The organism is Neisseria sicca 4320, assembly GCF_000193735.1.
GTDB classification, from domain to species: Bacteria; Pseudomonadota; Gammaproteobacteria; order Burkholderiales; family Neisseriaceae; genus Neisseria; species Neisseria sicca_E.
On the sequence record NZ_AEPF01000010.1, the window covers coordinates 20,475 to 45,063 of the forward strand.

The 24,589-nt window shown below is 49.9% G+C and carries 41 protein-coding genes; 22 read left to right on the top strand and 19 right to left on the bottom strand.

The annotated features are described in order from the left end of the window. Positions 1-37: 37 nt before the first annotated feature. From NSCA4_RS13400 to NSCA4_RS0100725, 18 genes are all read right to left on the bottom strand, one after another. Positions 38-208 (bottom strand): helix-turn-helix transcriptional regulator, encoded by a 171-nt coding sequence (locus tag NSCA4_RS13400; RefSeq protein ID WP_016686353.1) that lies wholly within the window; start codon positions 206-208, stop codon positions 38-40. Between the two features lie 60 nt (positions 209-268). Beyond that, entirely contained in the window at positions 269-739 is a 471-nt protein-coding gene (locus NSCA4_RS0100640) for a nucleoside triphosphate pyrophosphohydrolase family protein (RefSeq protein WP_016686354.1), read from the bottom strand. A 106-nt stretch (positions 740-845) separates the two neighbouring features. Next, on the bottom strand, positions 846-1,910 hold the full coding sequence (locus NSCA4_RS16240) for a DNA cytosine methyltransferase (protein ID WP_016686356.1): 1,065 nt from the start codon (positions 1,908-1,910) through the stop codon (positions 846-848). After that, positions 1,907-2,896, bottom strand: a complete 990-nt coding sequence (locus tag NSCA4_RS0100655) for a hypothetical protein (RefSeq protein ID WP_016686357.1) — start codon at positions 2,894-2,896, stop codon at positions 1,907-1,909. The genes NSCA4_RS16240 and NSCA4_RS0100655 overlap by 4 nt, the downstream gene beginning before the upstream one ends. Before the next feature lie 75 nt (positions 2,897-2,971). Then, positions 2,972-3,262: a hypothetical protein gene (locus tag NSCA4_RS0100660; RefSeq protein WP_016686358.1), complete on the bottom strand. Its 291-nt coding sequence runs from the start codon at positions 3,260-3,262 to the stop codon at positions 2,972-2,974. A gap of 21 nt (positions 3,263-3,283) precedes the next feature. After that, positions 3,284-3,634: a hypothetical protein gene (locus tag NSCA4_RS0100665; RefSeq protein WP_016686359.1), complete on the bottom strand. Its 351-nt coding sequence runs from the start codon at positions 3,632-3,634 to the stop codon at positions 3,284-3,286. Between the two features lie 9 nt (positions 3,635-3,643). Beyond that, complete coding sequence (locus tag NSCA4_RS0100670) at positions 3,644-4,084, bottom strand: single-stranded DNA-binding protein (RefSeq protein ID WP_016686360.1); 441 nt, start codon at positions 4,082-4,084, stop codon at positions 3,644-3,646. After that, entirely contained in the window at positions 4,074-4,370 is a 297-nt protein-coding gene (locus NSCA4_RS0100675; protein WP_016686361.1) for a hypothetical protein, read from the bottom strand. Before NSCA4_RS0100675 ends, NSCA4_RS0100670 begins: the two co-directional genes overlap by 11 nt. A gap of 9 nt (positions 4,371-4,379) precedes the next feature. Further along, positions 4,380-5,381, bottom strand: coding sequence for a hypothetical protein (locus NSCA4_RS0100680; RefSeq protein WP_016686362.1), 1,002 nt, complete (start codon positions 5,379-5,381; stop codon positions 4,380-4,382). A gap of 9 nt (positions 5,382-5,390) precedes the next feature. After that, complete coding sequence (locus tag NSCA4_RS0100685) at positions 5,391-6,185, bottom strand: PD-(D/E)XK nuclease-like domain-containing protein (protein ID WP_016686363.1); 795 nt, start codon at positions 6,183-6,185, stop codon at positions 5,391-5,393. Further along, positions 6,182-6,439, bottom strand: a complete 258-nt coding sequence (locus NSCA4_RS0100690; protein WP_016686364.1) for a hypothetical protein — start codon at positions 6,437-6,439, stop codon at positions 6,182-6,184. Before NSCA4_RS0100690 ends, NSCA4_RS0100685 begins: the two co-directional genes overlap by 4 nt. An 11-nt stretch (positions 6,440-6,450) precedes the next feature. Beyond that, entirely contained in the window at positions 6,451-7,026 is a 576-nt protein-coding gene (locus tag NSCA4_RS0100695) for a hypothetical protein (protein WP_036537862.1), read from the bottom strand. Between the two features lies 1 nt (position 7,027). Next, positions 7,028-7,297 carry a hypothetical protein gene (locus NSCA4_RS0100700; RefSeq protein WP_016686366.1) on the bottom strand — a complete coding sequence of 90 codons (270 nt, stop codon included), beginning with the start codon at positions 7,295-7,297 and terminating at the stop codon, positions 7,028-7,030. A 231-nt stretch (positions 7,298-7,528) separates the two neighbouring features. Beyond that, positions 7,529-7,888, bottom strand: a complete 360-nt coding sequence (locus tag NSCA4_RS0100705; RefSeq protein ID WP_016686367.1) for a hypothetical protein — start codon at positions 7,886-7,888, stop codon at positions 7,529-7,531. Next, entirely contained in the window at positions 7,885-8,124 is a 240-nt protein-coding gene (locus NSCA4_RS0100710; RefSeq protein ID WP_016686368.1) for a hypothetical protein, read from the bottom strand. Before NSCA4_RS0100710 ends, NSCA4_RS0100705 begins: the two co-directional genes overlap by 4 nt. Positions 8,125-8,700: 576 nt before the next feature. Further along, entirely contained in the window at positions 8,701-9,102 is a 402-nt protein-coding gene (locus NSCA4_RS0100720) for a type II toxin-antitoxin system HicB family antitoxin (RefSeq protein WP_016686370.1), read from the bottom strand. Between the two features lie 111 nt (positions 9,103-9,213). Then, positions 9,214-9,396: a type II toxin-antitoxin system HicA family toxin gene (locus NSCA4_RS13405; RefSeq protein WP_016686371.1), complete on the bottom strand. Its 183-nt coding sequence runs from the start codon at positions 9,394-9,396 to the stop codon at positions 9,214-9,216. Positions 9,397-9,509: 113 nt separating this feature from the next. Further along, positions 9,510-10,199 (bottom strand): LexA family transcriptional regulator, encoded by a 690-nt coding sequence (locus NSCA4_RS0100725; RefSeq protein WP_016686372.1) that lies wholly within the window; start codon positions 10,197-10,199, stop codon positions 9,510-9,512. Positions 10,200-10,331: 132 nt separating this feature from the next. Here NSCA4_RS0100725 and NSCA4_RS0100730 point away from each other — a divergent pair, with 132 nt between their 5' ends. Beyond that, entirely contained in the window at positions 10,332-10,565 is a 234-nt protein-coding gene (locus NSCA4_RS0100730) for a transcriptional regulator (protein ID WP_016686373.1), read from the top strand. Between the two features lie 19 nt (positions 10,566-10,584). After that, complete coding sequence (locus NSCA4_RS14345; protein ID WP_016686374.1) at positions 10,585-10,731, top strand: hypothetical protein; 147 nt, start codon at positions 10,585-10,587, stop codon at positions 10,729-10,731. Here NSCA4_RS14345 and NSCA4_RS0100740 read toward each other — a convergent pair. Continuing rightward, positions 10,717-10,905 carry a hypothetical protein gene (locus NSCA4_RS0100740; RefSeq protein ID WP_016686375.1) on the bottom strand — a complete coding sequence of 63 codons (189 nt, stop codon included), beginning with the start codon at positions 10,903-10,905 and terminating at the stop codon, positions 10,717-10,719. The two genes, NSCA4_RS14345 and NSCA4_RS0100740, sit on opposite strands and share 15 nt — an antisense overlap. Positions 10,906-11,086: 181 nt before the next feature. Here NSCA4_RS0100740 and NSCA4_RS0100745 point away from each other — a divergent pair, with 181 nt between their 5' ends. The 20 genes from NSCA4_RS0100745 to NSCA4_RS0100840 all read left to right on the top strand — a co-directional run bounded on the left by NSCA4_RS0100745 (position 11,087) and on the right by NSCA4_RS0100840 (position 24,573). Next, positions 11,087-11,314 (top strand): helix-turn-helix domain-containing protein, encoded by a 228-nt coding sequence (locus tag NSCA4_RS0100745; protein ID WP_016686376.1) that lies wholly within the window; start codon positions 11,087-11,089, stop codon positions 11,312-11,314. Further along, positions 11,311-11,694 carry a replication protein gene (locus tag NSCA4_RS15865; protein ID WP_255265248.1) on the top strand — a complete coding sequence of 128 codons (384 nt, stop codon included), beginning with the start codon at positions 11,311-11,313 and terminating at the stop codon, positions 11,692-11,694. The genes NSCA4_RS0100745 and NSCA4_RS15865 overlap by 4 nt, the downstream gene beginning before the upstream one ends. A 122-nt stretch (positions 11,695-11,816) precedes the next feature. Continuing rightward, positions 11,817-12,131, top strand: coding sequence for a phage replication initiator YdaU family protein (locus tag NSCA4_RS15870; RefSeq protein WP_255265249.1), 315 nt, complete (start codon positions 11,817-11,819; stop codon positions 12,129-12,131). A 10-nt stretch (positions 12,132-12,141) separates the two neighbouring features. Further along, entirely contained in the window at positions 12,142-12,918 is a 777-nt protein-coding gene (locus tag NSCA4_RS0100760) for an ATP-binding protein (protein WP_029609423.1), read from the top strand. 241 nt (positions 12,919-13,159) lie between these two features. After that, entirely contained in the window at positions 13,160-13,282 is a 123-nt protein-coding gene (locus tag NSCA4_RS15875) for a hypothetical protein (protein WP_255265250.1), read from the top strand. Beyond that, on the top strand, positions 13,272-13,598 hold the full coding sequence (locus tag NSCA4_RS0100770) for a hypothetical protein (protein ID WP_016686377.1): 327 nt from the start codon (positions 13,272-13,274) through the stop codon (positions 13,596-13,598). Before NSCA4_RS15875 ends, NSCA4_RS0100770 begins: the two co-directional genes overlap by 11 nt. Then, positions 13,592-13,960: a RusA family crossover junction endodeoxyribonuclease gene (locus tag NSCA4_RS0100775; RefSeq protein ID WP_016686378.1), complete on the top strand. Its 369-nt coding sequence runs from the start codon at positions 13,592-13,594 to the stop codon at positions 13,958-13,960. Before NSCA4_RS0100770 ends, NSCA4_RS0100775 begins: the two co-directional genes overlap by 7 nt. Further along, entirely contained in the window at positions 13,957-14,250 is a 294-nt protein-coding gene (locus tag NSCA4_RS0100780; RefSeq protein WP_016686379.1) for a Ref family recombination enhancement nuclease, read from the top strand. The genes NSCA4_RS0100775 and NSCA4_RS0100780 overlap by 4 nt, the downstream gene beginning before the upstream one ends. Beyond that, positions 14,243-14,641 carry a recombination protein NinB gene (locus NSCA4_RS0100785; RefSeq protein WP_016686380.1) on the top strand — a complete coding sequence of 133 codons (399 nt, stop codon included), beginning with the start codon at positions 14,243-14,245 and terminating at the stop codon, positions 14,639-14,641. The genes NSCA4_RS0100780 and NSCA4_RS0100785 overlap by 8 nt, the downstream gene beginning before the upstream one ends. 56 nt (positions 14,642-14,697) lie before the next feature. Further along, complete coding sequence (locus NSCA4_RS0100790; protein WP_255265251.1) at positions 14,698-15,135, top strand: hypothetical protein; 438 nt, start codon at positions 14,698-14,700, stop codon at positions 15,133-15,135. A gap of 31 nt (positions 15,136-15,166) precedes the next feature. Next, positions 15,167-15,445, top strand: coding sequence for an outer membrane protein assembly factor BamE domain-containing protein (gene bamE / locus NSCA4_RS0100795; RefSeq protein WP_016686382.1), 279 nt, complete (start codon positions 15,167-15,169; stop codon positions 15,443-15,445). 434 nt (positions 15,446-15,879) lie between these two features. Further along, positions 15,880-16,368, top strand: a complete 489-nt coding sequence (locus tag NSCA4_RS0100800) for a hypothetical protein (RefSeq protein ID WP_016686383.1) — start codon at positions 15,880-15,882, stop codon at positions 16,366-16,368. A gap of 71 nt (positions 16,369-16,439) precedes the next feature. Continuing rightward, entirely contained in the window at positions 16,440-17,861 is a 1,422-nt protein-coding gene (terL, locus tag NSCA4_RS0100805) for a phage terminase large subunit (protein ID WP_016686384.1), read from the top strand. After that, positions 17,858-20,005 (top strand): phage portal protein, encoded by a 2,148-nt coding sequence (locus NSCA4_RS0100810; protein ID WP_016686385.1) that lies wholly within the window; start codon positions 17,858-17,860, stop codon positions 20,003-20,005. The genes terL and NSCA4_RS0100810 overlap by 4 nt, the downstream gene beginning before the upstream one ends. Before the next feature lie 68 nt (positions 20,006-20,073). Then, a complete protein-coding gene (locus NSCA4_RS0100815; RefSeq protein ID WP_016686386.1) occupies positions 20,074-21,219 on the top strand; it encodes an HK97 family phage prohead protease in 1,146 nt (381 codons plus the stop codon). 82 nt (positions 21,220-21,301) lie between these two features. Continuing rightward, complete coding sequence (locus tag NSCA4_RS0100820) at positions 21,302-22,762, top strand: hypothetical protein (protein ID WP_255265252.1); 1,461 nt, start codon at positions 21,302-21,304, stop codon at positions 22,760-22,762. 53 nt (positions 22,763-22,815) lie between these two features. After that, the gene (locus NSCA4_RS0100825) at positions 22,816-23,133 is read left to right on the top strand and encodes a hypothetical protein (protein WP_016686388.1); all 318 of its coding nucleotides are present in this window, start codon (positions 22,816-22,818) and stop codon (positions 23,131-23,133) included. Between the two features lie 2 nt (positions 23,134-23,135). Then, positions 23,136-23,666: a head-tail connector protein gene (locus NSCA4_RS0100830; protein ID WP_016686389.1), complete on the top strand. Its 531-nt coding sequence runs from the start codon at positions 23,136-23,138 to the stop codon at positions 23,664-23,666. Then, the gene (locus tag NSCA4_RS0100835) at positions 23,666-24,148 is read left to right on the top strand and encodes an HK97 gp10 family phage protein (RefSeq protein WP_016686390.1); all 483 of its coding nucleotides are present in this window, start codon (positions 23,666-23,668) and stop codon (positions 24,146-24,148) included. The genes NSCA4_RS0100830 and NSCA4_RS0100835 overlap by 1 nt, the downstream gene beginning before the upstream one ends. Next, positions 24,145-24,573 (top strand): hypothetical protein, encoded by a 429-nt coding sequence (locus NSCA4_RS0100840; RefSeq protein WP_016686391.1) that lies wholly within the window; start codon positions 24,145-24,147, stop codon positions 24,571-24,573. The genes NSCA4_RS0100835 and NSCA4_RS0100840 overlap by 4 nt, the downstream gene beginning before the upstream one ends. Positions 24,574-24,589: the final 16 nt, after the last annotated feature.

Genomic DNA, 24,589 nt, shown 5'->3' on the forward strand with positions numbered 1-24,589 from the left:
AATCATACCCGATTTAATACCCGCTTTTGATTTTCCGTTATGAAACTGGGCGCGTTTTAATCCAGTTTTCAACTTCATCCAATCGCCATCGGGAAGCTGCTCCAATCTTGTACGGGCGCGGAAATTCTTCATCCTTAATCATGGCATAAATTTTTGTCTTACCGCAACCTGTTTTCTCGATGACTTCTTTTATTTTAAGCAATTTCATTTTCTGCCTGCCTTTCATATTTTCATCAGGCGGCGGAAATGCCGCCTGTCGGATTGGTAGTTATTCAGCCACCGGCGCATTGTCGCCCCGTACAAACTTCGCAAGGTCGGGTTTAAAGTAATTTTCGCCTTTCACGATTTTCCCGCTCTTGTTAAAGATTGGATTGCCGTTTTCGTCGAACTTGCTCCAGTTTGACAAATTGACTTCTTTCAGCGCGCCGACCATATCAAAGCCCATCATATAGCCCACGCCGATTGCGGTTACAATCTGATCGCAAAGCGCGTCCAGTAACTCAATTTGCCAGTTTTCAGGCAACTCTACATCTTTGCCATCAATATCTTTATCAATGGCTTCACACGCATAAAATTCTTGCGCAACCTCATATGTCCTGCTTTCTATATTGTTGCAGGACAACGCCGCCATCATTTCGGAAACTTCTTCAAAATGCGCCCCGATTTGGGTTGCCTTATCTTTTTCTGTTGGATTTGGCTTTGCTGCCTTGAACCAATTAATGATTTTTTCGATATTCATCTTTGTCCTTTCTGATATTCGTTTATCTGCGTCGCCCCTTTCGGGATTCCTGATAGCTCGATAGCCATGACGACTGCGGCGATCAGGATTGCGGCTATTACTTCTTTCATGCCTTGCACACCCTTTCTCCAATCCACCGCATGACCGGAACTGCCATACTGTTGCCGATGGCTTTGTAACGCGGCGTGTCTGGGCATTGCTCGGCTGGCTTGTTTCGCCACGGAATCAGGGTGTAGTTGTCGGGGAAACCTTGTAACCTTTCGCACTCGACGGGGGTTAGTTTTCGTACTTTTGGATAATTTATAACGCAATTGCCGTTACAAATTTGGTCTGAATCTACGCCGCGGCCGCCAAACCCAGTGCTTAACGTTGCTCCAATTTTTGAAACTAATAAGGTTTCACTACCACCAGACAGCGCGCCACCTGTTCTTTTTACTGTGCCGCCAACGTCGGATTCTCGATATGTTCCAAAGCTGCTTTCAATAAAGGCGGAAGATTCTTCCCCCTTTTTTCTGCTCTGTTCAAGATTCCCGCTTTCGCCCGGCTGCTCAAATAGTATTTCGGCGATACGTCTGTTTCGACTACCTGCCGCAAGAAACACTCTTCGGCGACGTTGGGGAACTCCGAAATATTGGGCATCCAAGATTCGCCATGCGATTTCGCATTCGTCTGAGCGCACAATACCTGCACCCGTCCATCTGCCCCTTGTTGGGACAAGCTCTTTGGACTCGCCAAGCAAAGCTGCCAAAAAACATCCGAAGGCGTTGTCTCGTGTTGATAAAACGCCGGGGACGTTTTCCCACAGTACAACTGCGTCGGGCAGTCCGTAGCGTCTTCGAATAGTGTTAATTGCATTTAAAATCCTTACAAAAACAAGCGTCAGGTTTCCGCGTTCGTCATTTAGGCTGTTTCTTAAGCCGGCAACCGAAAAAGCCTGGCAAGGTGTCCCGCCGACCAATATATCCGGTGCCTCAATTTCGCCTGACAAAATCCGTTCCGGTAACGTCGTCATGTCGCCGTGATTTGGGACATCCGGGTAATGATGCGCCAATACGGCGCATGGGAAAGGTTCAATTTCGGAAAACCATATCGGCTTTAGATTCAATCCGTCCCACGCAACGGATACCGCTTCAATTCCACTGCAAACGCTGCCATAGGTTAGCTCTTTCATGCTGCTGCTTCCTGTCGTACAAGACTAATCAGGTTCGCCGCCCGCTTGAAATGCTTAGTCCAGTTGAAGCAGCTAAAGCCGGTGCCGCTGTCGCAATGTCGGATGATGTTTTCCGAATCCTTGACAGCCTGAACCAGTGCGCCCCCCTTATTCGCGACAAGCATTTTCATCATCGGTTGCCGCACGTCTCCGATGCGTTGCGGTCGTACAGGGTTTAATGGCTTGCCGTACATCGCCGAAAGCTCCGCATCTGCGTGAATGCCTACGTCGTAAAGAAGGTTGGCGGCGTGTAGGATTCGGTCTGTAAATTCTGCGTATGGCATTTTCAGGCGGCGAGCTTCCGCGCGGGAATCGCTGCCGTTGACGACTTTATCAACCGCCGAAATCAAACCGCCATCAAGCTCCAAAAACATCATGGATTTTTTTGTAACACTGACGGCGATTGAGTATGTCGATACTTCGGCAATCAAGCGAACTGGCGCGTCTTTCAAAAACTCTTCATATGCGGCAAAGAGATTAGACAGTGGGCGCAACACGAGTTGACGCTGATTTGGGCTAAGGTCGTCAAAATCCTTAGTCCATTGCGCGACCGCTTGCGATGCTTCGCGGCAGGAAAACTCCACGCTTTTCTCGTTCGCTGGGTCGTCTGTGTTGCAGTACAAGCCCAATCGTTGCACCTGCTTGATGATATGCTCGGCGAAGTTGATTAATTCCTGATTGCAGGCATAGCGCATATCTTGCAGGGATAACCACATCTTGACGCTACACGTTACCGCTTCATCTTCTGACACTTTCACGCCTGACAACATCTCGGCGATGTTCTCTTTTTGCGCTTTTGACAAAGTGGATAGGCGGTTTCGGTCAACGTTTTTGATTGCCCCCGCGCGTTTCAGTGCGCGCTCTTGCTGCGTTGATTTTTTTGCCGCGCGCTTGGCGGCAAGTATTTGGCTTGCCGTTGGTTTTGTTGCTACTGTTGCTGTTTGCATTTTGTTTCCTCGCTTTTTTGATGCCGTCCTCTCAACGGCTCGGGCGTTTGGCTGCCTATGGTCTAATGCCTCTCGTTATAAGTGCATTGCCGCGTCTATCGCGTCGCGCATACTGTCGATGTGCTTTTCAACACACTCGCGCGGGAGTAACACGCTGCCTATTTTGTTGTGCTTGTCTGCCAGCCAATCAAGGCGAACGGTGTCAGGGTGTGGGATTGGCTCAAATTCTTCGGCATAGTCAGCATTAGTCACTGTATTACCCTCAAGAACAAACCAAACGGAATTAAATTGCGCGTGTATAACAACAGCTTTCGCGCCATCTGATTTACGACGGACAATATCGCCGAATTTAAATTTATTTGTCATTTTTGCTCCAAAAGCGGTTATTTATATAGAGTACTTGACTTCCAGTCTCATTGCAGCGTCTATTGCATCGCGCAATAATGGTTTAGGCGTGGTTAGGTCAATATCATCATCAACCAAAACCCACCCTTTCATCATCTGCCGCTTGACCATGCCATCAATGTTGATAACTCTTTCAATAAAATCCAAGCGCAAAGTATCGGGATGCGGGATTAGTTCGAGACTCTCGGCATGTTCCTGCGAAACGCCTTTTGTATGCTCCCAACGGATGATGTAACTGTATTGGTTGCTTCCAGCATCTACCACCAAGCCTAATGTCTTGTTCGGGTGCATTCGGCTTTTAACCATGTCGCCGAATTTAAATTGTTGCGTCATGTCTCACTCCTAAAACGGGATGTCATCTGATTCATCACTACCATTAACAGTAGCGGCCGGTGCTTGTCGGTGCGGATACTCAGGCGGTGCGCCATTTTGCGTGGATTGTGCCTGTTGTCCATCATTACCACCGCCGAGCATCTTCATTTCGTTGGCGATGATGTCGTATGCGGTACGCTCCACGCCGTTTTTGTCGGTGTATTTTCGGCTTTGGATTTTGCCTTCCAAATACACCTGACTGCCTTTCTTCAGGTATTGCCCGGCGATTTCAGCAAGGCGGCGGTACATGGTGATGTTATGCCATTCAATTCTCTCTTGACGCTGCCCGCTTTGGTCTTTCCAGCTTTCGCTTGTTGCGACGCTGAAATTACAGACGGCTTCTCCGTTCGGCATATAGCGCGTTTCAGGGTCTTTCCCCAATCGTCCGATTAAAGTTACTTTATTCAACATTTTTGTTTCCTTTTAAAACTGTTTTGACAGGCTTCCAAACGGTTCGCCCGTTCACTTCCTGCGCCTGCCTGATTCCGACTATGTGGATGTCGGGATTGCCCGCAAACAGCCTGATAAATTCCTCCGCCGTCTCGATTGACGAATATTCAGGGCTGATTTGGTAGCGGGCGTTGCTTAACCGCGTCCATTTGCGGGTATCCTCGTACCACTTCGACTGCTTTTTGTCATATACAAGCCGCCGCCGTTTCTCTTCTTCGGGACGGCTCTTTCCGAAAACAGCAAACATGACGGCTCCTTACAGGGCGTTGATTTCTGCCTTTTGCTCGTCGGTCAGGTTGTAGTTTTCCAGCACTTCGGCAACTTCTTTCATCCCGGTGGATACTGCCTCCACCAATTCCGCGAACTGCTCTTCTGTCGGCGTAGGCTTTGGTGCTTTTCCCACCGGTTCAGGCTCTACCTCCTTGATGGGCTGCGCTTCGACCATTGCGTTTAAATCCTGCGCGTCTGACTTTTTGACTTCTTGGATTGCGAACCAGTCAGACGGCTTACTCATGCCGTCTTTAAGGCTTGTATAGATTTTCCGCAATTCGACAATCTGCGCGGGGCGGATGGCTTCGAGTCGGCATTGATAACGGTCTTGGATGTTTTCGGGAGTAATGCCAAACTTGCCCATCGCCTCGGTCAGTTTTCGGATGGTCTCTTTGACTTCTTCGGGTTTTGTGCCAACACTCGCCGCCTGCGTAACGGAACATTGCGACAATGCCGCCTCCACGATGTCGCCCGGAATGATGCTCAAGATACAGGCGCGTAAACGTCGGCTGCCTTGATTCGCCACCATCTCGTAAATGTCGCGCGGGTCAGTCAGTGTTTTAGTCCCGCCTTTTGCCATGCGTTTATGTGCGACCTGAAATACCTTTGCTTGTCGGACGTTGGTTTCCAAGTCCCATGCGTAGGCTTCGACTGTTGACACGCCGTTTTCCTGCGACAGTTCACGAATGCCAAAATCAAGGTTTCCCCAGTTTTGCGCCAACACTTCAGCCAGTCGTATTGATGGTCCTTCAACGTTTTGCCCGCCGCGCGGGTAACTGTAAACCGCCGAATCTGCCAGCGTCTGACGTGTGCAGGCATTTAAGATTCGGTCTGCCGCCTGAATCTGATTGCGCGGGAACTGTTTAGCCATGAATACCATCGCTTGGATTTCACTGGCTTCGCGTTGCGCCTTGACTTCGGTCATTGTGTTTGGCAGTGCTTCAGAAACCGCCGTTTGTTGAAACGGGTTTTTTACCATTTGATTCATAATGTATCCTTAATCGTAGTATGCCCAAGCCGGTAAAGATAACGGCTCGATTTGTTCGCTATATGCCTGAAATGTATTTGTTTTGATACATTCAGAAAGCGTCATTAAATCCCTGCGGAACAGTTCATGCCCGCGCTCTTTTGCCTCGTCGTCCAACGTGTAGCAAGCGACGGCAAACGGTGCTTTTTTCTCAACGGCGATAAAGATAAATCCTTTCGGATATTCCCCCGTCGCCTGATATATCCCGTTACTGTAAAAAGCGTCTTGAACGTGGTAGCGGTAATTTGCGACCGACCGCGCGAAACCTTGCGGGCTTGCATCTTCCGTTGACTTCAGGTCAACGATGATTCCGTTGCTATTCCAAAAATCAGGACGACAACGGCAATCAATCCCTGTTTCTTCGTCGCGCCAAAAGACAGACTGTTCGGGCTTGCCGCTGCTCAACAATGCCGCCGCCTTTGGGTGTGTTTGGATGGCTGCCGCCATGGCCTTTATTTGCTCTACCCATTCGGCTTTTAAAATCGTCTTGCCGCCTTTTTCAAGCTCTGCCAGATATGCCTTACCGTCTTTTGTGCGCCCGTTGAAGTCATCGGGCAAGACCGCGTAAGATTCGGCAAACACTTCAGGCAATAAGATGTAGTCGTGAAACGCGCTCCCGAAAATCATCGCCTGTGTGCTTTCGATTTCCGATTCCCGCGCATATTTGTAATGCGCGGGGCTTTTGGTAAGTTGGTCTAACTGTGTCTTGCTGACCGCTGCATGGCTGTGGTAGTCGGCATTGCTCATATTGCTTATGATTGTCATAACCCACCCACCAAAAGGCTATCCATATAAACCCGCGCGTCAGATTCCGTCTTGAAAACTTTAACGTCCTCCAACTGCGCCCGCTTTGTCTTGTCGGGTCGGTATGTGACCTTGTTGTAGCCGTCGGGCATGATTCCGACTTGATAACCGCCTCGTACTTTTCGCATGACTACATTCGGGCTGCGCGGCAAACCCATAAAGCCTTTAACCTTTGCCGCGCGGTTGCTGTTCATGGTGTATGGTTGGTGGTACATTTCGGAATCCTTTACTCATAATCCGTATCAGGCTTTAATGGCATGATATAAACTTGGCAATTTAGAAACTCGAACTTAAACGCCTTAAATTCTGTTTCATTAATTTGGTTCGAAAGGTAAACGGGGTAGAACATCGGGAACTGTAAACCTAAAGCCTTTTGAATCTTGCCCAGTTTTTTTATGTAATGAATAGCAAGTTTCAGACTTTCGTTCTTAATATCAACCTGTTTTAAATCTTCCGGGTTGATATTGGTAACGCTTTTATCGTTCGGGAAACTTGTTTTAAACATCTTTTGCTTTAAGCTCAGAATTGAAAACTCGCCATCTTCAAAACAGATGCTGATAAACGGGAAGTCTTTGTCCGTTTTTTTGACTGCGTATTTAATCCAGTCGGTCGGAATCATTATGCTTTGTGGAATATCTTTAATTTTTTCTTCGTTAATTACGCAATAAATATAACCATTAGTCGCCTTGATTTTGCCTTCTTCTTTATCAAGGAAAACGCCGTTAATCGGTCTTGGGTTGTCAGTTGCCGCCGCATATGCCGCCGCTTTCAATAAATTTTTATGTATATTAAATACTTGCATTTTATTTAACCTCCGCATCGCCGCGCATTCTTTCGGCGGCTGTCAGTTGTTCGTACATTTCCGCTATTGCGGCTTCGTTTTCGCGCGTCGCTTTTGCTGCCTCCTGCATTTCATGGCGGGCGATGTCGTCGCGGATGTTTTCGTATGGGTCGATAGAGTCCACGCTGATTGATGAAGCTGTCGTGTAGTCCATATATGCCTGTGCTTTCGCGTATGCCTGTACGCAAAAAGCTACTGTCGCCGAAGCGATGATGATTGCTGTGTATTTCATGGTTTCCTCGCTGATTCATGATGTTTGGGATTGCCCGCCGAATCTTCCTTACTAAACTCGGCGGGCTTGGCTGCTTCTTCGTTCAACCTGCGCCGCGGCAACTAAAGGTATCGTCGCCCGCGCATTGTCGCGGTTTGAGGCGGTGTAAAACTTTTCAATCAAAACCACCGCCGGCGTCCCCACTCACGACTTACGGTCTGCCTACTCTATTCCACTTCATGGGTATTCTTTTCAGGCTGCGATAATCCGCGCCTGCTCGATATATCTGTCCGCGTAGAAATCAAGATTTTCGATTCGTGTGTAGTAATGGTCGTCTTCGATAGCGGCTTCCATTACTTCCATCATTTCATCGCCAATCCACGCGGCTTCATCTCTCAGATTCATTCTGTATTCCCACTGGCGCGGGGTTTCGTCTTGGCATTGCTTGAGGGCTTCGCGGTACTCAAACGCTGTTTTCATGACGAGATATTCGATGTCGTCTTCCAGCGCGGTAAACGCTTCTTGCTTCGCCTCGCTGATTGCCTGCGCTCTCGTGTAGGCAGCGTCCTCGCCCGCCATGCCCCAATCGGATGTGATCGGTTCGCAAATCATTCGATGACCTCGCATGATATTGACGGAGACGATGTGATTTTCAGTTTCGTACCGTCGGGGAAGTAATAAAACATGGCTTTTTCTGTTGCCGCTCCCAGCTTCCCACCGACAAATCCGATCGTTTCGATGGTGTCTCTGAAAAGCTGGGAAGCTGAAAAACCTGCTTTCGCCTTGTCTTCAAATTCGCCCTTTACCCATCGGGCTTTGTTGTTGATGTGTTCGCTTAAATCAAGCATTTTGCGTTTCCTCGCGCTGTTGTCTTAATCAAGGGTTCGGGGCTTCCCGTTTCCTCGTGCCGTTGCCCTGCCGTGTGTAGTCGGCTTTGTGCCTCCGCGTTGGCGGTAGCTCGCCCAAGCCCTTGATTAAGCCGCCTGTCTTTCAAAGCGGCTCTGTTTGCGCTGCGGGTTGTTGTCTTTTCGGCTTCCCGCCTGCCTGTAACCGTTTGTTCGACTTCCCCCATGCCTATCCATGTCTTCCTATCGGCTTTCGCCTACCTGAAGGGCGGTTACTGCGTTTCCTGACTTTTAAAGATCGTTTAAACCGTGCCAGACTTTGTTTAGCTGTCTGTTTTGTTTCGATGTGTGTATTATAGCAAAGCTAAATATAATGTAAATAGCAATGCTAATCTAATTTGCTATATTTTTTGCTATATATTGATTTTAAAAAGAATTTAGTTCGAACTGATTTGAACCGCCTTGAACAAGGCGAAAAAAAGCCGCCCTAAATCGGCGGCTGTCAAGGTAGTAGCTTGTTGATTTTCTATTTCGGATATGAAAAAGCCCGCATTGCGCGGGCTTATTTGAGCTTAGAGGTTATGTTTGATTCATGGCAATTAAAGCAGCTTTTGCTAAAAAACCGCTACGGGTCTCATGATTTGCCGAAGTGTATTCATCTACTCTATCAAGTAGATACTGCGGCCAGCTAACATTAAACCTAATTTGCTGTTGGCTGATTTTGGCTGGGTCGATTTCAATCATTACCCATGTTGCTCCATCATAATCAGACTCTTGGCTTAAATCGGCAATACTGCTTACGGAAAGATTTTTAAACTCTCCGTCTTCAATCATGCCATCAATGTGCATATAGGCGGCAGAACGGGCATTTGAGATTGCTTCTTCAATAGTGTCGCCATAAGAGAAGCAGCCCGGTAAGTCAGGAATGGTTACGCCATATGCCGAATGACTGTCCTTGTGCAAAGCGGCAGGGATAAACATTTTTCATCCTTCTTTCATTTCGTGGATTTTTTGTGGTGGGTGAGTAGGGGCGTGAGATACCCTTGATTATTTGGTTAGAAGAATGGCAGCGGGTTTCCCCGCTGCTTGCCTTTACTTCAAACCGGCTTGCTTAAAGATATTTTTTACCGTACCTATCGGCAAGTCTTTTTTTGGATGTGGTACTGTTACACGACCTTTTTTTGTTGGGTGCTTGTATTGCGAATGGCTCCCAGATTGTGCAACTTTATACCAACCATCCTGTTTGAGTAGGGCGATAATGTCTAGACTATTCAATTATATCTCCTACGCTCAAAACATGGCACGTCTGCCATGTGTGTAATAATACACACCATTCTAATAATTGTCAAATTCTAGTGTGTATTTGTGTGTAAAGATTTAGGTAATCTTCAAGCAATCACGCTCCACCAAAAAACCCGACCGATAACATTTATGTCGCCTGCGTCTGCCTCTTCGTCGGGGTAGGCTTCGGAATTGTAGCTTTTGATGCGGATTTTATTGTCAGGCAGTTTTTGCAGAATTTTTGTCCGTAAAAGCCCGCCATGATTGACGGCATAGATTTTCCCGTCCTTGATAACCTTGTCGGCGGTGTTGATGCCGAGTGTCGCGCCGTCGGGAAATACCGGCTCCATGCTGTCGCCGTCCGCGCAAACGCAAACCACGTCGGCAGGATTGATGCCGTGCCGTCTAAGGGTTGATTTCGAGAAGCGCAGTTTATAGCCGTTGTAGTCCTCGATGTCGTCTGAAAATCCGTTGCCCGCCGATAAATGCACGTCCTTATAAAACGGGACTTCGCAATCATCAGCCGATAACGGCGTCTTACTGTCCCAAACGTCCAGCGTGCCAATTACTGTAGCGTTTGATTCAGGTCGTCTGAAATCTTCTTTCCCGTCTAACCACCCGCGCGGCAAAGATAGGGAATCTTCAATCTGCGCCGCTGCGCCATTGCCTATATTCCGATAGCCATTTACCCACTGGTTTACCTGCGCCGGCGCTTTCCCAATAGCGCGGGCAAATTCCGCTTGGCTGCCGTTAAACCGGCTTTCAATCAAGTTTTTCAGATTATCAAGTCTGCTCATTTCTTTACTCCCAGCTAAATCAACGTTTTAAATTATAAAGCAACGCTATATATAACAATGCTACTATTTTGCTTGCGTTTTGAGAATAGCTTTGCTATACTATTGCTATATTGAATATAGCAAGGTTGAAATATGAACTTAATTGAATATTGCGCCATTCGCGGGAATCAATCTTACCTAGCAAAAAAAACGGGGATTTCACCGGCATTCATCAATCAGATCGCACGAGGCGTTAGAAGTGTTCCTGTTCAGTCAGCGGCACTGATTGAACAGGCAACAAAAGGCGAAGTAACACGGCAAGAGATGTCCCCTGATGATTGGGAAAAGATTTGGCCTGAATTGGCAAAAAAGCAGCGAAAAAAGTGAATAACCGAAAGGAAAGAAGATGAAGAAGCAGGACAGAAACCGCCTGTCAAAGAAAGACAGACGGCTGATTAAAAAGGCGATGCTGAAAGCCGCCGCCAAAGGCAGCGATGAGGTTTACAAAATCGCGCTGGGTTTGAAAGAAGGCTTTGAATTACTTGGAAAGTAGCTCAATCAAATGGCCGTCATCGGTATTTAGCTCCGATTCTTCGAGTTTTTGATGAAGTGTTTGGATGAATACCGCCAATTCTTCGGCTTGTCCTTTGGCTGTATTGCCGTTTAAGCGGATAGAACCGCTGCGGATAAGCTCTTTGGTAAGTAGGAAGGATAAGTTGGACGACATTTTTTACTCCGTCGGTTGTTGTGTGGAAACTCGATTGTAACGGAGTGATGACAAATCGGAAAGACGGTTGACTGCCCGGACAGACGGGCGACCGATAAAGAAAAGCCCGCACGAGGCGGGCAATTCCCCTGAATTGCGAGGAAACGATTCAGGTAAGACTAAAAGTAAGGCGAAAGGAATTATGAACCAAAAACAAACGCAATGCAAGAAGATTGTCGAGTATATCCGGCAAAACGGGCATATCACATCTTTGGAAGCGGCAAAATATTTGAATATCACGCAGTTATGTTCTCGGATTATCGACTTGGAAAGCAGGGGCTTTGTTTTCAACAAGCCTAAATTCAAGGTCGGCAACTGTAAAAATCCGGTTGCCCATTACTCGATAGCAAGGTCAGGAATCGAACCATGAACGAATTTATCCCAAACAGTTTTCAGATTGCAAACTCGGTTATCGATGAATACCTGTCGCAGATGAGCGGGAACGCCCTTAAATGCTACATCTTGATTGTCAGAAAAACAAGGGGTTGGCAGAAGACGCATGACAGCCTATCAATTTCGCAGATTCAAAAAGCGACCGGAATCAAGTCAGAGGAAACGGTCGAGAAAGCTATTAACGAACTGGTCGAATTAGGGCTGATTGGCAAGCAAAGCAGAGTCGGATTGCCGAACGTGTATTTTCTAATTTCAGACCCCAAAAATGGGGGGACACCACCCCCAAAAAATGCACCACCCCCAAAAAATGCACCACCCCCAAAAAATGGGGGACACCACCCCCAAAAAATAGGGTAGGACCACCCCTAAAAAATGGGGGTCACATAAATACAAAATACAAAAAACAAATAACTACTAACGTAGTTATTAATACAGCGCCCGAAAAAACAGCGAAAAAACCGACCAAGCACGACGCCGATTTGGCACTGTTGGCAGAGCATGGAATTACCGGGCAAATCGCTGAAGACTTTTTGACAATCCGCAAAGCAAAACGGCAGCCGCTGACAGAAACGGCAATGCGCCTGATTGCAAGCGAAGCTCAAAAAGTTGGCATGACGGCATTTCAGGCAGTTGTTTTTTCCATTGGCAACGGCTGGGGAAGTTTCCGCGCTGAGTGGGTTAGGAATAAAACCTTTGGCAAACAGTCAGGCGGGAATGGTGGCTTAACCCACAACATGACGGCTGATGTACTGGACGGCAAAGAATACGGCGATCAGCCGACAACAGATTTCTAAGGGGGTGGATATGGCTTTGAAAAGTACCGCCGATTTTTTAAAAAACTATGGAAACGCCAAAACGGAGACACGCAAATGTGCGGAACATGGCGAATACACGTCAAAAAGCATTTTCCGCGGCGTGTGGACTGGCTGCCCTGTTTGCCAAAAGCTGAAAGCGGCGGACGAGATGGCGGCATACGCGGAAACGCTGCGCCGTGAAGCAAAGCACGACGAACTGTCAAAACGCATCGGGCGATCAGGCATCGCAGAACGGTTTAAAAATTGCCGAATTGAAAATTTCAAGGTCGATGAAGGCGTGATCGGAATGGCAAGGGCAAAAGCCGCCGCCGCCGACTATGCGGAAAACTTCGAGGATGTTTTGCAGACCGGGCGGAGTATGATTTTTTCAGGCAAGCGTGGTACTGGGAAAAATCATCTCGCCTGCGGCATTGCCCACAAAATCATCGGCGACGGGAAAAGCGCGATTGTTATCACGGTGGGAGATATGTTGCAGACGGTTAAAGACAGCTTTAACGGCGGCAGTGAAAAAGAGGCTGTCGGCGTGTTTGTAAAACCCGACTTGTTGGTGCTGGATGAATTTGGCGCGGGCAGCCTGTCTGAAACGGATGGTCGGATTTTGTTTTCGGTCATCAACGGGCGATATGAGCGGCTTATGCCGACGCTGGTGTTAACCAATCTGTCCCCCGAAGAATTTCGGCAAAACGTTGACGCGCGTATCAGAGACAGACTGCGCGATGGTGGTGGGAAATTAATACCGTTTGACTGGGGGAGTTATCGTGCGTGAAACCTGTTACCACTGCGCCCACGCAGATTTCAAAGCCGAATCAGAAGGCCCTATGCGCGGGTTTGCGAGGTGTACAAAGGCGCGAAATACAGAGGAACGGGCAACGTTCTACCACGGCGGGCATATCTGCCATCTGAAAGATTTTTTGGTCGGGCGGCAGCGGATTTGAAGCCGCACCGGCGGCGACGATGGCAAAACGAAGTGAAATTTTTGAAAAATGGCGAACGAAAGGAAAGTGAAAATGAATTGGATCGAATTATTCAGCTTTTTTATGATTTTATTTATGGTGGCGGGCATTGCCGTCAACGCGGCTTCACGCGCGCCGCTTGATGAGTTTGGTCGGAGGATTGAGCATGACGACTAAGAAATGTACCAGGTGCGGCAAAGAAAAGCCGTTGGACAAATTCCTATATTTGCAAAAACTGCGGGCGGACGGTTCGCGCGGGAGAATGGCGGAATGTAAGGCTTGTAAGTGTGAAAGGGTCAAAGCCTACTACCGGGCTAAAAAGGCAAAACTGGCAGAGCTTGAGATTAAGCAGGCAGAAGAAGCAGTCAAGACGGCGTTGTCTATGCACGAAGCCGCGCAACAGGCAAATCAGGCATTCCCGCTTTTAAGCCCGGCGTATTGGGACGTGGGAGCGGCAATGCGGGCGCATGAAGAACTGGGGATAGCATGGTAGTTTTGAGTTTACCCTATCCCATCAGTACAAATCGATATTGGCGGACGTTCCGCAACCGTCAAATCGTCAGCAAGGAGGCGGCGGCATACAAGGCGCGGGTTGCCGCCATCGCCGCTGAAAACGGTATCAAGCCGACCGATAAGACGGTAAGTCTGACAGTCCAGTTAATCCCAAAGGCGAACAAGGACGGGTCGGCAAGCAAAGTCTGCTTGGATTTGGACAACTGCCTAAAAGTCTGTTTGGACGCGTTACAGGGCGTCGCCTACGAAAACGACAATCAGGTCAGACGCATTGTTGCCGAGTATGGTAACGAGCCGGTCGCAGGCGGGGGGCTGGTGGTAAAGGTTGAGGAGTTGGAATGAGCCAAACCAAAGAGGAAAAGAAGCACCTTGAGCGCGTGGCCTCTCTCGGTTGTATCGTCTGCCGTAACAGTGGGCGGTACAACATACCGGCAGAGGTGCACCATATCCGAAACGGAGCAGGGATAGGGCGGAGAAACAGCCATTTTGAGACGATACCGCTATGCCCTGCCCATCATCGGACTGGTGGAGTGGGGATAGCCTTTCACGCCGCGCCGCGAACGTTTGAGAGCCTGTACGGAACGGAGCGAGAGTTATTGCAACAGGTTCGGGGATTATTAGAGGATGAATAGTCAGAAATTCAAAGCAACCGCCGATAACGCGGGCAACATCGTAACACTGTTTACTAACGAGCTTAAAAACTGGGTTAAGAATGGGGATTTAGAAATCACGATCCGACCTTACAAAGCCAAGCGAAGCCATGAGCAGAACAAAAGGCTTTGGGCGATTTATGGGGAATTAGCAGATAAGGCATGGGTCAACGGCAGGCGGTACAGCGCGGAAACGTGGCACGAGTATTGCAAAGGCGTGTTACTGGGCTTTGATATTAAAGCCATGCCCGACGGCACGGAAGTCAAAACGCCGATAAGCACAACCACGCTAAACACGGCGGAAATGACGGACTATCAAAACCGCTTGCAATCGTGGGCGGCTGGGGAATTTGGAATAATTTGGGAGTTTTGATGTACAAGAACGTGGAACAAGTCTTACGAGATGTTTATAAAATTCAAGGTGTACGGATGGAGCCGCTGAACAACACGGCTTCGGTCTGTGCTTGGTTCGAAAGCAAGGGTGTGATGGGTGGCGGTGGAGAATTGACGCAAGCCGAGACGCACGCAAACGCCGCGATGATTATCAGCCGCATAGAGCGCGTGCTTAACCGCTACGAGTTGGCGGCGGTAGAGTGTAAATACAGCAGCGACTTGAGCGGGATTATCGACCTGACGGCGTACATCGAGGAGCAAAACAACGGCGTAAATCTTCTGTTATGCGACGCCATTTTGTCAAATCTGTTCACGGAGCAGCCAAAGAAAACCGCCATCATGGATAAATACGACGTGTCGAACGGTCATGTTTACCGACAGTTTGAGAAAGTGGGAAAGATTTTAGCGGGGATTGAGACATCGGCTTATCTGAAACTCTATGACGAGTTTAAACAATGTGGCATAATCTCATAACCCACATTACTACACAAAAAAAGGATGAAAAATGAAGAATCTGATTCTTGCTGTTGTTGTCGCTGCTGGCTTGGTAGGTTGCGCCGGTACTAATTTTAATTGGGATAATGCTCGCCAAGTAAAAGAGGGTATGAGCGAGCAGCAAGTATTATCACTGCTTGGTAAGCCAAACATGACGACATCCACACCAAACGGCTTGATTTATGTATGGTCGTTCGCAAATGGATTCACTGGTTCAGCGCGTTCCGTTTCCGTGATTATGAAAGATGGTGTTGTGGTTTCCGCCCCATCTATTCCTGATAGCTATTAAACGCTTGACATAGCGGAGGAAAATGTTAGAATTATGGTATAGTTTGGAAATAGCTATATAAACCGCCTTTATTGGGCGGTTTTTGCGTTTTCAGACGACCTGAATTTCAGGTTTTCTAGCCGTGCTGTAACTGGCAAAAGGCAAGGGGCGGCGTAGCCGCTAAGGAAGATGACGCGGACGCTTCCAAATAAACTAGGGGGTCGCGCCCCACTCTCCTTTGTTGACAATCTGTAAAAAACGCGGAGCAAGTGAAACAGTGTTTGCCCGACCTAATGGTCGCCTGCCATGACAGGCTGTAAAGCGGTTCTTGCATATAGCCCCTGCCGTTATCGGTATGGGGCTATCCCTTTTATGTTGCTGTGTTTACACTCCTTGCCGTCTAATTCTGATTAACTTCGGAATCAGGCGGCTTTCTTTTTTCTGTGAGGTTCGATATGAGCGAGAAAGAAAAACGCCCTATCGGGCGTCCGACGAAATACAAACCTGAGTATTCCACACAAGCGCAAAAGTTGTGCTTATTAGGCGCGACAGATGAGGATATGGCAGATTTTTTTAATGTCGAAGTATCGACAATTAATAACTGGAAAAACGAATTTCCCGAATTTTTGGAGTCCGTAAAAAGAGGGAAGATGTTGGCGGATGCAAATGTCGCTGACCGATTGTATCAGCGTGCAATGGGCTATGAAGCCCCTGACGTAGATATACGGGTAGTTGGTGGAGAAATTATCCAAACCCCGCTGACGAAATACTACCCGCCTGACACACCTGCTGCTATTTTTTGGCTAAAAAACCGACAACGCGGGAAGTGGAGCGACAAATCGGAGCTTGACGTTAAATCAAGCGACGGCAGCATGACGCCGACGGTACGCTTAGATGCTGAAGAATATCGCAAGATAGCCAAAGAGGTTTTGGAAAAGGTTTAGCATAAAATGCTAATCTTATGAACGGCTAGAATGCCATTTTTAATTAATCTTCCAAAGGAATTTAAAATAAAATGGCATTAGAGCAATTCAGCAAAGAAGAAATATCGGTCATTCGCGATTTAAGCTCTATCAATCTGTATATGTTCACGCGCTGGATGTTTCGTGAGCGTCGCGGTTATCAGTGGCTTCAGGCGCGGCACCACGCCCTAATCTGTGATGCGCTTGAACGTGTTTTCAACGGCGAGACAAAACGCCTGATTATCAACATTCCGCCGCGCTACTCTAAGACAGAGATAGCGGTTGTGAACTTCATCGCGTGGGCGATGGGGCGTGTGCCTGATTGTGAGTTTATTCATGCGAGTTATTCGGCGACACTGGCGGTCAATAACTCCGTGCAGATCCGGAACTTGGTACAGCATGAAGAATATCGCGTGATATTCCCGAATGTGGAACTTGAGAGCGAAAGCAGCAGCCACTGGAAGACGACCGCAGGCGGCGTAATGTATGCGACTGGCGCAGGCGGTACGATTACCGGCTTCGGTGCTGGTAAGCAACGGGACGGCTTTGGCGGGTGCATCATTATTGACGATCCGCACAAAGCCGACGAAGCCCGAAGCGAGGTCAGGCGGCAAAACATCATCGACTGGTTTCAAAATACGGTCGAATCGCGGAAGAATAGCCCTGAAACGCCAATAATTTTGATTATGCAACGCCTGCACGAGAAAGATTTGGCGGGTTGGCTACTTGACGGCGGCAACGGCGAAGAGTGGGAACACCTTTGCTTGCCAGCGATTCAAGAAGACGGCACGGCGTTATGGTCTGAAAAGCACGATATCGAAACACTGCGCCGAATGGAGCAAGCCGCGCCGTATGTATTTGCTGGGCAGTATTTGCAACGCCCTGCCCCGCCCGATGGCGGTACATTTAAGCCTGATAATCTGCAATTTGTGAAAGCCCTGCCCGCTGGGAATATCAGATGGGTGCGCGGATGGGACTTGGCGTCCACTGCGAACGACGGCGACTACACAGCAGGCGGCAGGCTTGGTGTTACGGAAGACGGGCGGTACATCATCGCCAACGTCGTGCGCGGTCAGTATGGCGCGGATGAGCGGGATAGGATTTTGAAAAACACGGCGCAAAAAGACGGCGTGAAAACGAAAGTATCTATCCCACAAGACCCCGGTCAGGCTGGTAAATCGCAAACCCTGTATCTAACCCGTCAACTGGCGGGCTTTTCTGTATCTGCTAGTCCTGAATCGGGCGACAAGGTTACACGCGCCGAACCGTTCGCGGCACAGGTTAACATCGGTAACGTGATGGTATTGGATGACGGCACATGGGATACAGATGCGCTGATTGCTGAGATGCGGATGTTCCCAAACGGGCAGCACGACGACCAAGTCGACTGTTTAAGCCGCGCCTTTGGCGAGCTACTGGATACCCGAACAGGCATGATTGATTACCTGCGTTCGCAGGTCGAGGCAAACAAATGAGTAAAAAGACACCATTATCACAGGGCTTTATTGCCCGCGTTGCCGCTGGTGTCCGTTACGCCTTTACCGGCAACGCGGACGGGTGGTTTGACGCGGGCGAGCCTTTAGCCCCTGTTGCACAACAGGCAGAGGGTCGGCGGTTCGATTATGAGCCGTTTTACAACGTTGGGCATTCCAAACCGCGCGAACGTGAGGCGATAGGCTTTGCACAATTACGCGCCCTTGCCGATAACTACGACGTGCTGCGTCTGGTCATCGAAAAGCGCAAAGACCAGATGGAATGCCTGAAATGGACAATCCAAAAGCGCGACGTTGCGTCAACGGCGAACAACGAATCGCAGCGCAAAGACCAAAAGGTCGATGAAGCGATCGCATTTTTCCAGTCGCCTGATAAAGAGCATACATGGTCGGACTGGCTGCGTATCTTGCTGGAAGACCTGTTTGTTATTGACGCGCCGTGCATCTACCCACGAAAAACGCTGGGCGGCGACTTGTACGCCCTTGAAGTAATAGACGGCGCGACGATTAAGCGCGTTTTGGACAACACAGGTCGCCTACCTGCCCCGCCCGAAACGGCGTATCAGCAAATCCTGCATGGCATGGCGGCGGTCGATTACACGGCTGACGAGTTGGTTTACCGCTCACGCAATAATCGAAGCTACAAGGTTTACGGGTATTCGCCCGTCGAGCAAATCATCATGACTGTGAATATTGCCCTGAAACGGCAAATTCACGCGCTGGAATACTACACGGCGGGCAGCGTTCCCGATGCTTTGGTCGGTGTGCCTGAAACATGGTCGGCTGACGACATTCAACGCTTCCAAGAATACTGGGACTTGCTGTTGTCGGGCGAGACAGCGGAACGGCGCAAGATGCGTTTCGTACCGGGCGAGTTGTCCCGAAACTTTAAAGAGACCAAACAGCCGCCGTTGAAAGACGTTTACGATGAATGGCTAGCCCGCGTCGTCTGCTTTGCGTTTAGCGTCGAGCCTACACCGTTTGTGGCGCAGGTAAACCGAAGTGTGGCAGAGACTAGCCGCGAACAATCGCTTTCCGACGGCATGAGCAGCCTGAAGAACTGGGTGAAAGCCCTGATTGATGACGTGCTTGCCCGATATATGGATATGGCGTCGTATGAGTTTGTTTGGCAGGAAGAGGAATCGCTCAACCCAAAAGAGCAGGCAGAAATTTACGCCATCTACAAAAACGCAGGCATTCTGACCGCTGACGAAATCCGTGCCGAACTGGGTAAAGAACCGTTGCCAGAGCAGGAGCAGCCTGAGCCAAATCAGCAAGACGACAAACAGCCCAGAGAGCAGCCGAACCAAGAGGCTGAAAAGCTGGGAAAGTCGGAAAGCCCGATGAGCGAAGACGAAGCCGCTGCGCTTATTGAGGCTTATTTGCTGACGCGTGTGGACGGCTTGGCTGAACAAATCACCGCGCTGATTGCCGGGGCGGCTGTCGACTGGCAGGCTGAAGACCTGACCGCCGAAATGAACCGGGTAGCGAAAATCGTTACCGACGGTTTGGATTTTGGCGACTGGGACGGCTTATCCGATGTGGTCGAGCCGATAATCAGACGCGCGGCGGAAGATGGGGCGGTTGCCGCTTTGTTGCAGGTTATGCCTGACCCCGCTGTCGGTATGGTTACGAACATTCGCAGCCGTGCCGTCAAATGGGCGCATGACCGCGCCGCCGAAATGGTCGGCATGAAGTGGGTAGGCGGCGAGCTTATCCAAAATCCTGCCGCCGAATGGCAAATCACAGAGGGGACGCGCGAAATGATACGCGCCCAAGTGGTCGAAGCCATGCAAAACGGCGACAGCGTGCAGGAGTTGGCGGGTCGTCTGAAAGAATCCCATGCTTTCAGCAATACCCGCGCCCGAACGATTGCCAGAACCGAAACGGCGATGGCGGACAATATGGGCAACCTGATAGGCTGGGAAGAAACGGGGCTTGTTGCCGGTAAGCGGTGGATAACCGCCGAAGACGACAAGGTATCAGAAATTTGCAATACCAACGGCAAGATGGGTGTGATTGGTCTGCATGAGCATTTCGCACATGGCGGCATGACGCCGCCCGCACACCCTAATTGCAGATGCACGGTCGTGCCTGTTTTGGCAGAGGATATGCCGAAAGTTTAGTTTTTACTGTTGGTAGTGTTGGGGTTTGCCGCTCTCTTTACGGGGGCGGCTTTTTTTTGGAGTACAGAATGGCAAAGTTATACGCAGAAATCGCCAAGATGGAAGCGCAGGACGACGGTACCGTCAAAGTTTGGGGTTATGCCTCAAGCGAAGCGGTCGATTCAGACGGCGAAATCATTGCGGCGGAAGCAATGAAAGCGGCTATTCCCGATTACATGAAGTTTGGCGCGGTGCGTGAAATGCACGGCTCAAACGCAGCGGGGACAGCTATCGAAATCAACGTCGAAGACGACGGGCGCACGTTCTTCGGGGCGCACATCGTTGACCCTATTGCGGTTACGAAAGTCAAGACAGGTGTTTACAAAGGCTTTTCAATCGGCGGCAGCGTTACCGCCCGCGACGAGTTGAACAAGTCGCAAATCACGGGCTTGAAGCTGACAGAAATCAGCCTTGTTGACCGCCCTGCCAATCCTGACGCGGTGTTTACCTGCTACAAAGCAGATAAGCCCAAAGACGGCGAAGAGGTAGCGGATAAGGACGACGAGCCAGCCGACAAAACCGATGAAACGCCCGCCGACGATACCGAAAAGGCAGACGGCGACAAGAAAGATGACAAAGAAGACGGCAAGAAAGACGAAGCCGAGAAATCGGCAAGCGTTGATTTGTCTGAATCTGAAATCGCCATCTTGAAAGCGGTCTTGGCTAAAGCCGAAAAACCGAAAGACGAGCCGGTCGCTAAATCGATGTACCAAGTCAAATCACTGGCTGACGTGCTGACGTCGCTGAAATGGCTGATTGAAGACGCAGCCTACGACAACATCGATGAAACCGTTATCGCGCAAATCAAAGAATCAGCGGGCAGCCTCGCCGAATCGTTGAAAGCGTTGGCGGCAAGCGAAGCCGACAAGCTGGTTGATGGCTTGGCAGCTAAAGCCGACAAATCAGACGACCTTGCCAAAGCCGAATCAGTGGACGAACTGGCGAAAGCGCAAGACGCGCTGAAAAAATCAAATGACGCACTTGCCAAAGCGCAGGCGGAAATCGAAAGCCTGAAGAAACAGGCAGCCCCGCCGAAAGGCATCACCAAAGCCATCGGCAAAGCAGAAGATAACGACGAAGACCCTCTGAATGGTTTTCAGCCGATTGTGAAGAATGACGGTTCGCTTGATGACGTGGCAACACTCGTCAAGGCAGCACAAACAGGTCGTCTGTAACACCGCTTACAGGCGGTTTTTTTATTATCAGGAGCGATAAATGAAGAACGTGAATCTAATCACAAAAGAAACAATTGAGCTGATGAAGTCAGCTCAAGCAGGCGGCGAGCCGCTGAATAAAGGTTTTACTCAGCCGACCAGCTTTACCACTGGTTTGCAAACCTATGACCTTTCCGCGCCGTCTCAAAAACTCTATCCGGTATTGACCCCGTTGCGTAACCGTATCCCTCGCGTGGGCGGTGGTCGCACCATCGGCTCAAACTGGAAAGCCATTACCAACATCAACGTCGGCAATCAACGCGCAGGTATCAGCGAAGGTAAACGCGGCGGCGTCATCAACCATGAAATCGTTGAACGAAACGCCCAATTCCGCGCCATCGGCTTGGAAAACCAAGTAACCTTTGAAGCGGATTACGCGGCACGCGGTTTCGAGGATGTAAAAGCGTTGGCGGTTGCCCAAACTCTGCAAGCGACTATGGTTGCGGAAGAAATGATTTTGCTGGGTGGTAACACCAGCCTGAAAGCAGGCGTTACCCCTACCCCGACCGCTGTCGCCTCTAACGACACTTTGGGCAAAATCAGTGCCTCTACCCTGTCCATTGTCTGCGTGGCTTTGGGCTTGCAGGCATACTGGGATGTGGCAGGCGCAAATAACGGCGCAATCGGTCAAAGCCTGAACATCAAGACCGCCCAAGTCCCTGCCAAAATCACACGCCAAAACGCTGACGGCACGACTGACACATTCGGCGGCGGCTCTGCCCAAAAATCTGCGGCAGCTTCCGTTTCTGGTGTTGGCACAGGCAAAAAAGTAACCGCCATGATTCCAGCCGTTCGCGGCGCGGTTGCCTACGCTTGGTACTGGGGTGCGGCTGGCTCTGAAAAACTGGGCGCGATTACCACTTCTGCCAAAGTGGAAATTTTGGCAGATGCTGAGGGTACTCAAACCGCTGCTTCCCTGCCGTCTGAAGACAATTCGACTTCAGTGCTGGAGTTTGACGGCTTGTTGACCCAAATCGCCCTGCCTGATTCAGGCGCGTTCTGGTCGGACAATAAAGGCAACGGCTTGACCTCTGACGGCGCAGGCGGTGTGTATGAATTTGAAGAAGCGTTCGCGCATTTCTTCTCGAAATACCGCCTGTCCCCCGATACCATCTACGTCAATGCCCGCGATTTGGCTGCGTTGACTAAGCTGATTATCGGCAACGGCGGTGCGCCGCTGATTAAGCTGAAAGTGGACATTGACAACGCCGCGAACATTCGCGCGGGTGTGGTGGTCGGTTCATACCTTAACAAAATTACAGGCGACGAACTGAACATCGTGGTTCACCCGAACTTACCAGCCGGTACTTACCTGTTCTACTCGACCCGTCTGCCCGCCTATGTGCAAGGCATCGGTAATCTGCTGCAAGTACGCACGCGCCAAGAGTATTACCAAATCGAATGGCCGCTGCGTACCCGTATGTATGAGTACGGTGTCTATGCGGACGAAGTGTTGCAAGGTATGTTTATGCCTGCGTTTGGTATGATTACCAACGCCGCCTAACCCTAACAAGGTCGTCTGAATTTTCGGGCGACCTTTTCTTTTGGAGAATCAAAATGACAGAAATGGTTAAATTACAAGCCCCCGAAGGCTTTACCGATGTTTCCTTTGGTAGCCAAAGCTACACAGTGGGTGAAGACCGCATCGTGGAAGTCCCCGCCGAAGCGGCACAATTTTTGTATCAGTTCGGCTTCGGTAATGTTGCCTCTGAGCCTACTGAAGAGCCTGAAAAAGCCAAGCGCGGACGCAAAGCGAAAACCGAGCAGCCGGCAGAACAACCAGCCGAACAAGCTGAAACTGTTGAAGCGGTAGAGCCTGCTGAAGCCGAGCAGGTTGAAGCTGAGCAAGCCGCCGAAACTGAACAGGCTGAATAACGATGACCGCCCTTGTCTCTCTTGATTTATTCAAACAGCGACTAGGCGTTACCCACGATAAGCAGGATGGATATTTCCAAACCCTGCTTAACGGGGTATCGGCGGCTGTTGAAGCCTATATCGGGCGCAAACTCGAAGCGGCTGACTACGTCGAGCGTTACAACGGCAACGGTAAAAACCGCATCGTCCTGAATCAATACCCTGTCTTGTCCGTGTCGTCCGTGAAAATCAATGGGCGCATGGCGAACGACTGGGATTTTGATAATTGGCTGCTGATACGTCATGCCTGTTTTGCACAGGGAATCCGAAACGTCGAAGTATCGTACCGCGCGGGCTATGAAACCATACCCGCCGATATTCAGGAAGCTATCTTGATTATTGCAACGCAGCGCATGAACGAAATCGAGAACAAGGGCGTACAGTCGAAAACACTTGCAGGCGAAACCATCTCGTTTTCAACGTTCAGCGAGTCGGGTGGTATGCCGCCGTCAGCGTTTGCGATACTCAATGAGTACAAGCGGAAAGGCGTGTGATGCTGAAGATGGAATTTATCGGCGGCGATGTTTTGGTGGCGTTATTGCGAGCATATGGCGACAAGGTTCAGACGGCTATCGTGAAGTCTGTCGCACGGTCGGCGTTGAAGTTGCAAAGCGAAGTCATGGAAAACCGCCTGTCTGGACAGGTTCTGAATGTACGGACGGGCAATCTTCGTCGGTCGATACACCAGCGCGTAACCAACACGGGCAGCGCGGTAATCGGCGAAGTCAACACAAACGTCCGCTACGGCAAGGCACATGAATATGGTTTTGCCGGGACGGTCAATGTGAAAGCCTCTTTACGGCAGGTTCGCCAAGCGTTCGGACGCCCGCTGAAATCCCCGCGATATGTTCAGGTTCGCGCGCATTCCCGCAATGTACGCCTGCCTGAGCGGTCGTTTTTACGGACGGCTTTGCGCGATATGAAGCCTGAGATTGAAGCCGATTTGAGAAATTCCGTGAAAGGGGCATTGCAATGAACCGCGAAGCGATTTATTCCGCGCTGTGGGCAAAGCTGGACGCACTGGACGGCTTTGTAACCAAAAGCCGCAAACTGCTGCACTGGAACGACGTGAAACGCTACGACCAGCCCGCGTTATTCATGGCGCAGGGCGATATGCAGGCGGTAACGTTGACAGGGCAGGAAACCAAGTGGATTTTGCGCGTCGATGTTTACCTGTACGTCCAAACGTCAGGCGAGCCGCCCGCGCCCATTATGAATCCGCTGATTGACGCGGTGTGCGATACCGTGAACGCCGTCCACCCTATCACGGGCAAGACGGCTTTAGCGGTTGATGGTGCGGACATTGAGTATTGCCGCGTTGAGGGTACGGTGGAAACAGACGAGGGAACGCTTGGCGAGCAGGCGGTCTGTATTATTCCGATTATGATTTGCGCCGCGTAATGCGGTTTTATTTTGG